13 protein-coding genes and 1 pseudogene are annotated in these 13,130 nt (G+C 62.5%); 7 read left to right on the top strand and 7 right to left on the bottom strand.

Annotation, left to right across the window (positions count from 1 at the left end):
- Nucleotides 1–77 precede the first annotated feature (77 nt).
- Nucleotides 78–494 (bottom strand): annotated as a pseudogene (locus ACTJKH_RS07350) (alpha/beta fold hydrolase); the annotation flags it as partial.
- Entirely contained in the window at nt 466–690 is a 225-nt protein-coding gene (locus tag ACTJKH_RS07345) for a DUF488 domain-containing protein (RefSeq protein ID WP_440736365.1), read from the bottom strand. The pseudogene ACTJKH_RS07350 and the gene ACTJKH_RS07345, both read right to left, overlap by 29 nt.
- Before the next feature lie 135 nt (nt 691–825).
- Between ACTJKH_RS07345 and ACTJKH_RS07340 the strand changes: the two genes are divergently transcribed.
- Together ACTJKH_RS07340 and ACTJKH_RS07335 are read left to right on the top strand one after the other, a co-directional pair.
- Entirely contained in the window at nt 826–1,389 is a 564-nt protein-coding gene (locus ACTJKH_RS07340; protein ID WP_440736364.1) for a YbhB/YbcL family Raf kinase inhibitor-like protein, read from the top strand.
- Nucleotides 1,386–1,688, top strand: a complete 303-nt coding sequence (locus tag ACTJKH_RS07335) for a Dabb family protein (protein ID WP_440736363.1) — start codon at nt 1,386–1,388, stop codon at nt 1,686–1,688. The genes ACTJKH_RS07340 and ACTJKH_RS07335 overlap by 4 nt, the downstream gene beginning before the upstream one ends.
- A 328-nt stretch (nt 1,689–2,016) precedes the next feature.
- Here the strand turns inward: ACTJKH_RS07335 and ACTJKH_RS07330 are convergent, their stop codons facing one another.
- The 5 genes from ACTJKH_RS07330 to ACTJKH_RS07310 form a co-directional block, all read right to left on the bottom strand.
- On the bottom strand, nt 2,017–3,315 hold the full coding sequence (locus tag ACTJKH_RS07330; RefSeq protein ID WP_440736362.1) for an exonuclease domain-containing protein: 1,299 nt from the start codon (nt 3,313–3,315) through the stop codon (nt 2,017–2,019).
- Nucleotides 3,266–3,544 carry a DUF3892 domain-containing protein gene (locus ACTJKH_RS07325; RefSeq protein ID WP_440736361.1) on the bottom strand — a complete coding sequence of 93 codons (279 nt, stop codon included), beginning with the start codon at nt 3,542–3,544 and terminating at the stop codon, nt 3,266–3,268. Before ACTJKH_RS07325 ends, ACTJKH_RS07330 begins: the two co-directional genes overlap by 50 nt.
- Nucleotides 3,545–3,777: 233 nt before the next feature.
- On the bottom strand, nt 3,778–4,764 hold the full coding sequence (locus ACTJKH_RS07320; RefSeq protein WP_440736360.1) for a hypothetical protein: 987 nt from the start codon (nt 4,762–4,764) through the stop codon (nt 3,778–3,780).
- On the bottom strand, nt 4,761–5,378 hold the full coding sequence (locus tag ACTJKH_RS07315) for an RNA polymerase sigma factor (RefSeq protein ID WP_440736359.1): 618 nt from the start codon (nt 5,376–5,378) through the stop codon (nt 4,761–4,763). Before ACTJKH_RS07315 ends, ACTJKH_RS07320 begins: the two co-directional genes overlap by 4 nt.
- A 30-nt stretch (nt 5,379–5,408) precedes the next feature.
- Nucleotides 5,409–5,870 carry a hypothetical protein gene (locus ACTJKH_RS07310; protein ID WP_440736358.1) on the bottom strand — a complete coding sequence of 154 codons (462 nt, stop codon included), beginning with the start codon at nt 5,868–5,870 and terminating at the stop codon, nt 5,409–5,411.
- 416 nt (nt 5,871–6,286) lie between these two features.
- Here ACTJKH_RS07310 and ACTJKH_RS07305 point away from each other — a divergent pair, with 416 nt between their 5' ends.
- From ACTJKH_RS07305 to ACTJKH_RS07285, 5 genes are all read left to right on the top strand, one after another.
- Nucleotides 6,287–6,895, top strand: coding sequence for a hypothetical protein (locus tag ACTJKH_RS07305; RefSeq protein ID WP_440736357.1), 609 nt, complete (start codon nt 6,287–6,289; stop codon nt 6,893–6,895).
- A 2-nt stretch (nt 6,896–6,897) separates the two neighbouring features.
- Nucleotides 6,898–7,458, top strand: a complete 561-nt coding sequence (locus tag ACTJKH_RS07300; protein ID WP_440736356.1) for a hypothetical protein — start codon at nt 6,898–6,900, stop codon at nt 7,456–7,458.
- A 34-nt stretch (nt 7,459–7,492) separates the two neighbouring features.
- Complete coding sequence (locus ACTJKH_RS07295) at nt 7,493–7,849, top strand: hypothetical protein (RefSeq protein ID WP_440736355.1); 357 nt, start codon at nt 7,493–7,495, stop codon at nt 7,847–7,849.
- A gap of 309 nt (nt 7,850–8,158) precedes the next feature.
- Nucleotides 8,159–12,562: a golvesin C-terminal-like domain-containing protein gene (locus ACTJKH_RS07290; RefSeq protein WP_440736354.1), complete on the top strand. Its 4,404-nt coding sequence runs from the start codon at nt 8,159–8,161 to the stop codon at nt 12,560–12,562.
- Between the two features lie 23 nt (nt 12,563–12,585).
- Complete coding sequence (locus ACTJKH_RS07285) at nt 12,586–13,098, top strand: hypothetical protein (protein ID WP_440736353.1); 513 nt, start codon at nt 12,586–12,588, stop codon at nt 13,096–13,098.
- Nucleotides 13,099–13,130: the final 32 nt, after the last annotated feature.

Below are 13,130 nucleotides of genomic sequence, written 5' to 3'. Positions count from 1 at the left end.
GTCGCAGAGATTGTGCTGACGAACGCTGCGAGGGCAGGAGGCGGCGTGCCCANCACGCCGCCTCGCGGTGTTGCGGGTTACTTCTGGATGAAGGCGAGGATGTCGGGGTTGATGACATCCGCGTGGGTGGTGAGCATGCCGTGCGGGTATCCCTCGTAGATCTTGATCTCGGAGTTGGGGAGGAGCTCGTGCTGCTTGATGGCGGCGTCCTTGTAGGGGACGACCTGGTCGTCGTCGCCCTGAAGGACGAGGACCGGAACGGTGATGGCCTTGAGGTCTTCGGTCTGGTCGGTCTCGGAGAACGCCTTGATGCCCTCGTAGTGCGCGAGCGCGCTGCCGGTCATGCCCTGACGCCACCAGTTCGCGACGACGGGCTCGGAGAGCTCCACGCCCCCGCGGTTGAACCCGTAGAACGGACCGGAAGCGACCGCCTGGAAGAACTCGGCGCGGTTCGCCGCGAGAGCCTCACGGAATCCGTCGAAGATAGCGCTCGGCAAACTCAGCCATCCGCGTGGGGTCATGGTTCCACCACGTGCGCAGATCCGGCGTCGGCGCGATATCTTTCAACCAGTCATCCAACTCTGCATGCGCTTTCGATACCCTTCGAGGCCAGAGCCGGTCGACGAGGACCCGGAAGCCATCGTCGGGCGAGGCCGGCTCGTAGATGCGCTTTATAGTCAGAGAGTTCATAGTGGTCCTCGGAAGACATGGGCAGGTCTGATTTCACGATAGGTCCGCCACCTTCAGCCCCTGCGCGACGAATGTATGAGCAGCATCCGACTTCCGCTCGATGTCTGAGGTGGTGCACCAGCGTTGACTGTTCGCATGACCAACGATCCGAACTGGAAGCTCCCCGAGGTTCCTTCCTTTTCCCTCACAAGCCCGGACTTCGTCAACGGCGCGCACCTTCCTGGTTGGGTTCGTGGATCCGCGACCGGAGGCGAAGACCGTTCACCGGCCCTGGAGTGGTCGGGGGCGCCGGAAGGCACACAGAGCTACGTGCTCTCTGTTTTCGACCCGGATGCCCCCTCTGGCTCCGGCTTCTGGCACTGGACTCTCATCGACATTCCGGTCGGCGTCACCGCTCTGCTTCGAGGGGCGGGAACCGAAGACGACGTCCTCCCTCCCAAGGCGCGCCGACGTCGCAATGAGTACGGCACGGACATTTTCATCGGCGCTGCGCCGCCCGCAGGTCACGGTCCCCACCGCTATGTCTACACGCTGAGCGCCCTCGACATCCCCACCCTCGAGGTCGCAGCGGACGCGACCCCCGCCATCGTCGGGTTGCGCCTTCGTCCGCACATCATCGGCCGCGCACAGATGATCGGCTATCAGGAGACCAACGCTGACGGTACGCCCGCTTACGGCCAGAACAGGGCGAGCGCATGATTCACCACCTTGTCTCCTGGAAGCTCCGGGAAGATGTCGACCGCGCCGAATCCATCGGCCGAACCCGTGAGTTGCTCCTGGGGCTCGTGGGGATCGGCGATTCGATCCGATCTATCGACGTCATCGAGAACGTCGCATTCCCCGAGGTGAACCACGATTTCGCGGTCCTCGCGACGTTCGACGACGTGGCAGGTCTCGAGGCGTTCGCGAACAACCCCATCCACCGGGCCGCTGTCGTCGAGATCCACACATTCATCACCGAGCGCGGCGGCATCGACTGGGAAACCCCCGACGCCTGACCACGAGCGGCGACACCTTCGAGGCAATCAGCGGAGCTTCGTCGTTCGATTCCGTCATACCCCTCAGGAGACCAAAATGACCGACTCAACCCCCGCCACGGGCGACCTCACCGGTACAGCCGATGACCGAGCGCGTCAGCTCGCCACGCTTCGGTCGGAACAGCAGACAGCTACATGGCTGCGCAGACAACTGGACCTGACACTGGTCGCGTGGGCAGATGACGAGACGAAGCTCGACATCGAACTCGAGGCGCACGACGACATCGAACTCGAGGCGCTTCCTGCTCAGAATTCGTGTCGGCACGCACTAGGGCCTGTGTCGCCGAGCTCAGCGATCCCAGGGTGCGGTCGGTGCCGGTTGGCGGATCCCGGCGTTGGACCACGCTCGCGCCGCCGACCGCTTGAGTCGTTCGTTACAGTGCACCCCGCACACATGACGGTCACGGTGAATCCAGTGGGCTGATTGCCCGACCGGAGCGTCGCACCAGATGCAGGCGTCGCCTGCGACGGCACGTCCCTTCGGGTGCGCGAGGGCGGCTCTGAACCACTCCCAATAGTCTCCGGTTGGCCCGTTTCCGGAATGCGCCACCACCCACTCGGGAAGCTTGGCGCGTCGGCGTGCGCGAGCTCGCAGAGCCTCTTCGCCCAGCGATAGCCGTGCGATGAAGTCACTCTCGGTGATGATCTCCAGGCGTTGTCCGGCGTCGACTAGGTCAAACGCTTTCTGCAGCTTGGAAGAGAAGGCGGCACCGGGGCGGAACGTGCGGGCATCGAAGTCGCCGGTGACGAGGATCGTGGTCTTCTTGTTCGGTGCCGGTTGTGTGAGACCGCCGTGCTCGGCCACCAGGGATCGTGCGTCATCACGGACCATCATCCGCAGCGCTCCGGTGAAGCAGACCATCTGTCCGGCGAACCCTCCTCCGACCTCCGGGTCGGGAGATGAGTCCAGCTCCGTGGCGAGGCCGTCGATGTCGTCGATGAACGTCGGCACGATGGGCACGGCGTGGTGGTCAGCGAGCGCCACCACAGACTCGGCGCCAACCTGACGCGCGAGCGCGATGAGAACGGCCGCGGATGTGCGTGCATCAGCGAGAGGGTCATGGTGGTCGAAAGCGCCCATGTTGAGGTGGGTCGCCACCCAGGGCAGGGAGTACGACGGGATGTGCAGGGCGGCTCGTGCTAGCTGCAAGGTGCACAGTGTGCCGAGCTCCGGCCAGGGCAGATCATACGCGCCGGTTGCATTCAGAAGCACGGAGACATCGAAGCGGGCGTTGTGGCCTACGAGGAGGTCCTCGCCGACAAAAGCCATGAGCTGCGGGTAGACCGCATCCCAGGTAGGTGCATCGTCCACGTCGCGGGCGGTGATCCCGTGGACGCGCACGTTGATCTCCTCGAACTCGTCGAAACCGGAGGGCGGCTTCACGAAAGAGGAGAACTCCCCAACGATGACGCCGCCTTGGACTCGAACGGCGCCGACGGCGCAGACCGACTCGCGGGACCTGTTCGCCGTCTCAAAGTCGATGGCCGTGAAGTTGAGCCCAGTGCGGGCATCGGCAGCACTCACAGTGGTCTGTCCTTCAGAAAGTGGGCAGGTTTTCGAGGTTGTTGTTGTAGCGACCGTCGGCATGCGTGCGCAGGTACGCTGCTCCGCGGCTGGGGTCGACGACGCCGACGTTGACCTGATTGGCGCCGTTGCCGACATAGACCTTGTTGCCCTCGGCGACCCACGCGACGAGAGTCGGCTTGTCGCTCTGCCCGGAGCTCCCGTTGTCTCGCGACACCCACTGGTACGCGACTATCACTTCCGGTGCGCGCCGCTGACCGTCGAATCGAACGTGTGTGATCTCGATTGCCATGTTGTCCCCATTTCCTCCGTGTCCCCGCTCCTCTCAGTATCTGGCAGGAGGGAGTGCCAGATCCCTGGACAGCGCCGAGGAAAAGAGGTGTGTAAGGAAGTCGCTGGCTCGCGCAAAGGCCTCCAGCAGCGGGGGTCAGCGCAGTGCGACGCTCATCTGCCGCTTGTCGCGCGCAGCTTGTCGAGTCGTGTCTTGACGCCGCTCTTCTCGTAGCGTGGCGGGAGCGGTTCTAGTTACTCGACGTCCCAGAGCGTGTAGCCGACGACGCCGGCAGGAATGAACTCCATCGGCTTGGTCAGCTCGTTCTCCATCCCGATGATCCGGCCACTGTCCTGAGAGATGAGGAGCGTGTTCTCGTAGTCGGTGCGGTCATCGCTGGTACGAAGCCCGACGACGTCTCTGCCTAGTCGGTCTTTCGTTTCGCCGAGGACAGTGATGCCGCCGGCGTCGACGAGCATGCTAATCAGGGTCGCGTGCTGCTCGTCGGTCAGCGTCCAGTAGCTCAGCAGTTGGCCGATGGCGAGAAGCAGATCTCCGGACGACGAATCGGGTGTGACGCCGAAATCTGCCAGAGCCGCGAGCAGATCCTCGCGGCTCGAACCTTTCAGCGCCAGTACTCCAGGCGGGATATCGAGATCCTCCGGGCTCGTCTCGACTTCACTGATCACGTCGCCTGGCTTGTAGGGGCTCTCCGCAATGCCCTCCGGTCGCTCGCCATCTGCCCAGTAGGACTCGGCGGCGATGACCGTGCTGATCGAACCGGACTCCGGCGACCACTCGAATAGAGACTCCTGTGGAACTACTTCGACGTGCTCCGTGGCGATGTCGATGTTCCATCCCCAGCCCAATGTCCTCACCCGGGACTGCTGGACGACCCCTTCAGAAAGGTCAAGTTTCTGTTGGGCGTCGGCAACCACAGCGTTCAACGGTTGAGCGTCCGAGTACTGGAGGGGTGCAGGGGTCAACGCGAGCGCGGACGGTGACGGACCGAGGACGTTCACCGCAATGACGGCGATGACAGCGATGGACGCGACAGCAGCGGTAACACCGCCCCAGGCCCAACCCAGGCGACGGCGTCGGGCGGGAGATGGTTGGAAAGTCCCCCGAATGATGCCTTCACGAACGGCGATCTCGCGCGCAGTGAGCGGGGCAAAGCGTCCCGCCGACGCGGGATTGGAGGCGCGGAACAGTCGGTCTAGCTCGTCGTCGGAGACGTTCATCGCTCGCCCTCCTTCGCTTCCAGCTGCGCGCGCAGTTTGGCCCGTGCTCGGGTAAGTGTTGTCCACACCGCTGCCGGACTGCAACGCAGCACGTCCGCGACCTCCCCGGCGTTGAGCTCGTCCCAATACGTGAGGACGACAACCTGACGCTCACGCGCGTTGAGGATCTTCATCGCCTGGCGAAGGGCCAACGCGTCCAGCGGGTGAATTCTGTCCGCAGCGTTCTGGAGACCGCGGCTGAGTGCGTCCAGTGCCCGTCCGCGCGAGCGAGCACTGCGGTCGACATCGCGGAGCTTGTTGTCGGCGGTGCGAATGAACCACCGCAGACCCATGGGCTTCTCGGGATGCAGCTTCCGCCACGCGACGACGAACACCTCGGCGGCGATCTCGTCAGCTTCCTCTTGACTCTCGAGGAAGCACGAGAGGTGGTGCCGAACCACAGGCCAGTACTCGTCGAAGAGGCCGCGGAATACGGCGGCCTTGTTGGCATCGGTCGTCTGGGAGGAAGCGCTGGAGCGTGACGAAGTGATTGACGGGAAGTAATCGCCGCTGTCCATGACGACGCGGAGGTTGCCGAAAAGACTGCCCCGCATGATCACCGCCGCCTCACTCACCTTGCTCGTCTCCTCAGGCTATCCGGCGAGTCAGAGAGTGCAGAGGAGGTTGGTGGTGACTCCGCCGACGTTCGCGGAACCGTTCGCCCCCGCCGTCGCAAGTGTCGTCCCCGAAGAGTTGCGTGCGCGCACGCTACCCGAAGTTCGACCGTTGGCGATGGATCCCACGGTCTGGAGGGCAGCTGTACTGACGTTGGTGCAGATGGTGAACGTCAGCTTCGAGCCTTGAAGATTGGGCGAGGCGTATGCGCAGTACGTCCCGGTGGCACAGCTTCCGACGGCGCGCAGAGCTGAGGACTCCGACGCCGCTTCGAGGGTCATCCCGAGTGCCGGCCAGACGACCGTGGTGTCGTCGACTGCGATGCCACCGGGCACAGCCTCCAACGCGTACTCAACATCGGGGTGGAGTTCGTCGGTGTCCGCGTTGGCCGCGGTAGTTGCGAAGGTCAGCGCGAGGACGAGTGTGGCAATAGCGGTGACAGTGCGTTTCATGATGCCTCCCGGGCTGCTTGACCGGGGCCGATTCAGAGCCCTGGGAAGAACTGACTTCAGCCCTTCGATCCCAGTATTGGCGCCGGGAGAGCGGTCCCATCGCGCGCTATTTGCGCCTGGCAGGAATTCCTTACGCACTGTTTCGTAACGATGTGCAGCTCGGCCACAACTGTACTGGCGCGATACCTACCAGGTCCGACGGCCTCTCGGGTTCGGAGTAGCGAGGTGATCTGCTCGGCATGATGTCGGAGAAGAAAAAGTGTCAGGTGTTCGTTGCTGCCGCAAAAGGGGGCTAAAGGTGTCCCCCAAACGGTGGACAGCGCACGACTTCGCTCTGTGCCTAGCATCGACTCAGTCAAGCTGCGTCCTTGCACCTCCGAGGATGTGTTCAAGTGCCGTGACGATGTGGAGCGTGTATGCCTATCAACGAATTGCCGCGCGAGTTTCGGCCGGCGGGCGACGACAAGTCCCGTGAACTGTCACGGCGGTCGATGCTGCGCATGGTCGCAGCGGTCGGCGGGGTCATCGCCGCGTCTGCAAGCCTCCATGCACTGGGGGGCCAGTCCGCCGCTGCCGCCACGTCACAGTCCGCGACGTCAGATGCCTCTTCTAGCGAGATGAACCAGTTCGTCGACGCAACGCGAGCAGATAGCTTCACCAACCTTGCGGGTGTTCGCAGCGAATACGCCGAGGTCACCACCGACTTCCCGCTGGCTCTCCCGGAAGAGACAACGTTCCCGTCCGAACCGACGCTCCAAGACACGGCCCCGCACACCTTGTGGGAACGAGGAAGTGGCGTGGCGGATGCATTTATGATCTGGTTGGGGCTCACCATCGCGGCGGCAAGCCAGGCGCACTCGAACGGACAGGCTCAGCAATCGCTGCAGCTCCTGGATGAACTCGATGAAGGCTACGCGAGTCCCGCTCGCGAGGCCGTTCTGGAGGACGCCGGTCGATACTTCCCGGCCGCGATCTCCCAAGCACGCCAGGGGGACTTCGCCGGCCTTCTCGCATTGGCGGCGTAGCGATGAACGCCTTCAGGTTCTCGTCGAAAACCCTTGTTCGACACATGGTCTCGCTCGGAGCCGTTATCGTGCTTGCGACTGCAGCTCTGGCTGGGTGCGCAGGGCAAGAACCCTCGACAGAGTCCGGCACTGCCCAGCCGTCGCCCGCCGCGACACCTCCGCTCGATCCGGGATCGGCCTCGGAGTATGACGGATGCGACCCAACGCAAGGCCCGCACGCAAGCAACGATCCGGTCGCGGGAGGGGTTCTCCACCCGGAGTTCTACGCCGAGATCCGCGACCTCGGAAAGCGTGAGCACGCGATGGGCGAGGCAACGTCGAACGAAGAAGGTCTCCCCGCAACCTATACGGCGGTCGCTAACGATGTGGAAATCGCCATCGCCGCGCGCTTCTGCCTCACCACGGAAGATTTGCACCTGCTGAACTTCGTGCGGCATTGCGTTGGTGACACCATTCAGCCGGGTGACGTGTACAACCTCGACCCGTACACCATCGCGACCGTAGGTCAGAGCGTGAACGGCCTCTGCAACAACACCCCCACGTTTACCCTCCCCGAGCGCTGAAGCGCGTCTGTCGTCAATTACCGTTAGGACAACCATGGCCTGGACCTATTCCTACCCCGCATCGGAGCAGGGGAGCGGCAACCCGGTGAACTTCTACAAGTGGCGCACAGTAAGAGGTCTCGTGCAGATGCGACTTACCGATGTTGCCATCAGCGGAGGAGCGCAATGGTACTCAGCCCGCTACCACATCAACCTCATCACTGCTTCGGGGCAGGTGCTCTGCGATACGGACATTCACAAGGACTGGGGTGTGCCTGCTCCCTTCAAGTCCCTGTGCTTCGTCTCGCCCGCCACCTCTGTGCGAATGCAGGTCACGGCGTACGTGTACACCTCCATTCCCGTCTACAACTGGTGGAGCTCCGAACTCCGGTGGGACAACTCGCAAGCCTGAACTCGAGCGCTCGGGGCTGTGCCGGGTTGCCTATCGGTCTCGCTGCGGTCAAGCACCCCAAGGGGTGCTATCTGCTGGGTGCGTGAACAGCGCGCGACGACGCCCCTCGGGTCTAGCGCACCGTTCATCGGGTCTTCCCGCTGCACGCGGTGAGCTGAATCGCCTCACGAGGAAGCAACCGCCAAGAGATGTGTGCGATGGCGGCGCCAGGGCGAGACATGCGCGGTGCGCGTAAGTGCTCGACCGATACCGAAGACGTTTGGTTCTCAAAAGCCCCAGCCATATGGGCGGGGCTACCGAGGTTTCGCAATGCACCAGTACCGCATCGAAGCCGTAAAGCAAGGAGTAGACATGGTAGGCAGCCATAAGCGGCGAAAGACAATCGCCGCCATCGCTATCGCGGTCATGCTTTCTGTGAGTGCGACAGAGTCCGCCAGTGCGCTCTCCGACGACTCGGCGACGCCCACGCCGACCCCCTCGGTCACTCCAGAGGACCAGACTGAGCTGCCTGAACCCGCGCCAGAGACACCCGTCGAGCCCGACGATGATGAAGCGCCCTCGGAAGAACCTCAGTCTCCCGTTGAGGGGTCTACGCCGCCGTCGGAGGAAGCCGAGCCGGACATGGTTCTTCGCCAAGATCCCGAGAACGGAGATGCGGGCTCCGTGATCCCTGAAGAGCAGAGGGCGGCAATACTCGGCTCCGAGTGGACCACAGCCCACGACATCGCGTGGGCCACCTCGGGCGACGCAGATGGCCTGCACGTATTGACCGCCGAGTCTTCGAGCGGGTACGAGTGGAAGCGCATCGCCACGCTGTCGATGTACGGTTTCGACACCGATAGGTGGGTCGGCAATGCGTGCCTCACCAGCGACGCGGCGACGCTTGCCGTTGTGTACGCGCCACGTGGATTCACCAACGACGAGACGCTGTTCAACCACGGCGCATTCGGCGCCCTTGTCAACCTCGAGACCGGCGAGAGTCATCAGCTTGGAGCCGGATACACACTCGCCTACTTCAATCCGGGCTGCGGGCTGGACTCCCGCATTGCCTTCACACAATTGGACGAGGCGCGCACTCGCATCGTCACAGTCACTTCCGACTCGCCAGAGGACGCGGCCGCAGTCGAGGTCCCAGGGCAGATCACATCCGCGGTACCGGCCGAGTCCGGACTCCTCGCTGCCGCTTCCGGTGCCGTAATCCACATCGACAACGATGGAGCGACTTCTCCCTTAGCATCGACGAATGGCACTCCGTACGACCTGACGGTCACAGGCGAGGGGGACCTGGCCTACATCTCGCACGACGGAACAACCGCGACGGCGTTCCTTTCCTCGGCGTCGGACGGCGACCCACCCATCGCTCTGGCCAAGGGCGACCTCGATGAGCTTGGCATCGCCCGAAGCGGCGACGAGGCCTTCCATCTCCTCGGCGATCCCGAGGTTCTCGTCGCTGATCTTCCGGCAACCGTGCAAGCCCACCCAGAAACGAAGGCGACAAGCGAGATCTCTTCATCGGGTCAGCTCGCCGTCGACGTGTCGCTGCCTGCGCCCGGCCTCGAGGTGGATCCGAAGAGTCCAGCGGCTACCCCGGACACAGTCATCGTTGACGCCACGGCGCTCGAATCTGGGACCACCATTGAGTTTCAAGTGCAAGATGCGACGGACGACTTGGCCGCACCAGACCAGTCGTTGGAACCTTCGCGGCTCTCATCAGGGAGCGGCGGGTCGCCGGTGTGCGCAGTGCCGCGCAACGACCCGGGCATCCAGGCGTTCCAGCCGAATCTCGCTGAAGTTGAGTGGGCGGTGAATCAGGCTGTTCTTGGGAATTTGTCCGCGCAGACGACGTTCGGGGTGCCTGCGCTAGCAGGAGCTTCGCAGACGACAGGAAAATCGGTCCCGGCTCAGATCATGCTGGGGATTCTGGCGCAAGAGTCGAACTTCTGGCAGGCATCCCGGTTTACAGTTCCCGGCGTCACCGGGAACCCCTTAATGGGTGACTACTACGGCATCAGAAGCGCGGAGGAGGGTGAGCCTTGGTGGACTATCGACTACGGGGCAGCGGACTGTGGTTATGGAATCGCTCAGGTGACGACGGGCATGGAATCCGGGGAAATGCCGTACTCCCAGCAACTGATGATTGCCACGGACTACCGGGCGAACATCTCCCGCGGGCTACAAATCCTCATCGATAAGTGGAACGAGACGCGAGCAGCGGGCCTGACCATCAACAACGGCGCTCCCAAGTACCTCGAGAACTGGTTCTATGCACTGTGGGCGTACAACACGGGCTTCTACCCCGACACAGTTAGCGGACAACCATGGGGCGTCGGATGGCTCAACAACCCCATCAACCCCATCTATCCCCCCAACCGAGGACCGTTCTTGGACGGTTCGCCCGGTGACGCTTCACACCCTCAGGACTGGCCGTACCCAGAGAAGGTCCTGGGATTCGCCGCGCACTCGGCATACTTCCTCAATTCCGTGAGTCAGGGCCCCCTCGGCGACACGTTCAACTATGGAACGGCGTTCAGCCCTGCCTGGTGGACGAGTGCTGACGGAAGCCAGGGAGTGACGTATCGCGAGGATGTGAAGCCACCGATTGACTTGTTCTGCGACGCAAGTAACAACTGCGACCCGAACGTGTCGATCTACATCCCTTCCGAGGGGTACAGCGCTCCCTGCTACCACCAGGCCTATTCCGGAGGGCCATACGACCTCCGGTGCTGGTACCACGAGCCTGCAACGTGGAAATCCAACTGCTCCACCATGTGCGGTTATCAAAGCCAGACGTACACGACCAGCGACCCAAAACCTGCGTCGTCCAACAGCTACCCTGCAAACTGCACAACGAATGGCCTGCCATCCGGGGCGATCATTGTTGACAATCTCCCAAACGGCACGTCAGCGCAAAGATGCGGATCCGTCGTCAACACAACCGGGAGCTTCCAGCTCACATATGCTCCAGGACCCAACGGTGACTATCCCTCGAAGATAGACACTCATCAACTCGGCGCAGGCTTCAACGGACACTTCTACTTCTCCCGTGTCCGGGTGCCAAGCGTCGACCTCGAGGAGGCTCAGCACCTCGCGGTATCTGGCACGTGGAACCTCGGCCAGAACCTAGCTGGCCAGTGGACGCGCGTCCTCGTGCATATGCCCAGCCATGGCGCATGGAGCCAGCAAGCTAGCTACGAGATCAACACAGGATCGACGACCGTCGTGCGTTCGGTGAGCCAACGCAATTATTCCGACAAGTGGGTTTCCCTGGGGACCTTCCAGATGACAGGTACTCCCACAGTCACGCTAAGGAACAACACGGCGTCATATAGCAGGGCGGCGCAGGCCAATGCGCTCCACGGTGTCGACGACATCGCCTGGGACGCCGTAGCGTTTGTGCCGCTCGCTCAGAAGCCGACGGACTTCATCGTCGCACTGGGTGACTCGTTCTCCTCAGGCGAAGGAACGTCGGCCGGCGACGGATCAGACTTCTTCCGTGGCAGCGACCACCACGGCTCAGATCCGTTCAATCAGAACGCGTGTCACCGATCTCCATACGCCTGGCCGTACAAGATCGACGTCCCCAACGTGTCGGGATTCGCCAGTGTGGGCACTCTCGCATCGGCCAACGATCCACGCCTCGACTTCAACATGCTCGCGTGTGCTGGAGCGGAGACCAAGAACATGTTTCCGACTGGGGGAGGGTCGAACTACGCCACAGAACAGCAGTTTGGTGAACGAACTCAGCTAGACCGAGGCTTCCTCGATGCGAATACCACGCTGGTGACCATGACTATCGGTGGCAATGATGTCGGGTTCGGTCCCATCCTTCAGGCGTGTATCAAGTCGCCGGGAGCGTTCACATCCCCGGCGATTGAATGCAAAGTAGATCCCGCACCGGCCGAGACAGCCTTCTCGGGAACAATCGAACAGATGGTGAACTCTCGCCTCGCTGCTCTGCCCGGCAAGATCACAGCTGTGCTGCAGGAGATCAAGCAGCGCGCAGGAAACGCTCGCATCATTCTGCTCGGTTACCCCACTCTCTTCGAGAACGGCACATCCTGCATCGCACTCAGCGATATCAACAGATCTTGGCTCAACAGCGTCAGCCAGCGCCTCAACCAGGCCCTCACGAAAGCGGCCTTCGATGCGGGCGCCTGGGTCACGTACGAGAGTCCGCAGTATCGGTTCAGCGGGCATAACGTCTGCGCGGACAACCCGGCGCTCCGTCGATTGGTGCTGACGACCACTCCCGGCGACGCAGAAACCTGGATCCAGCCGCCCAATGCAGCAGGATTCGGTATTTCAGCCCAGTCAGTTCACCCGAACCAGTTCGGCACCGACCTATACGCACAGGCAGCGAACAACGCTGTGGCGACGGAGAGAGTTCCGTTGTCGGCCACACTCACTGCGGGCGCACCGACGACCTACTACGCCACGTTGCGATGGATGGAGGGACCGACTTCCATGAGTATCAGCTCCTTCAGCAGCTGCGGACAGGAGCTCCGTCTGGGACTGCGCACCGGGGCAGCGGGCACACAGTCGAGCAACTCGTTGTCCTGGACAAGCCCCCATGACAAACAGAACTTCCTGCATGCGCCAGACTCGTTGAACACCCCAGACTTACCGGGGAACACCTACGCGATGAATGCTCGGCTCACGACAGCATGTCCGGGAGGAGGGAATCAGTCATGGACCGGAGATCTTTACCGCTAGCGCGAACGGTCGCGGCAGCGGCTGTGCTGTTACTCATCAACGGGCTCGCCGGGTGCGATAGCGGCCAGCGCATCTACGAAGAAGCTGTGACTGAGGCCGAGCGGGGGGTAGCTCTCTCACTGGAGATTACGACGACTCAGACCACTGACCTTCTCGCGGAGCGTTCTGCGGCGAGCGAGATCTCGACCGAGGACATCATCTCGATCTTCCTGACAGATGCGAGGAGCTACGAGACCGAACCACTGGACGCGATCCAGACGCGAGCACTTTTCGGTGTGAGGGAGAACAACGACGGATCCGTGACATTCTCGATCTTCATCGTGGACAGCGTGTACCGCGCGAGCGGACTCACGACTACTAGTCAGTCTCGGCATAGCTGCGGGGAGATCACAGGCCGTTTCGGCGAGGGCGTGTTGTCGGTCGAGGATCTGGACTGTCCCCCGGTCTTCGTGCAGCGGGCGGGTGAAGACTCCGTATACGTGTCAATGACAGAGAACGCGGAGAAGTACGGGGTGAGCGTGGGAGCGACGCGGTGACGCGTCAAGGACTGCGACCACATAGAGCATGG

The organism is Microbacterium sp. 22215 (genome assembly GCF_052045655.1).
In the GTDB taxonomy this organism is placed as follows: Bacteria; Actinomycetota; Actinomycetes; order Actinomycetales; family Microbacteriaceae; genus Microbacterium; species Microbacterium phyllosphaerae.
This window is presented reverse-complemented; position numbering and strand designations above follow the sequence as displayed.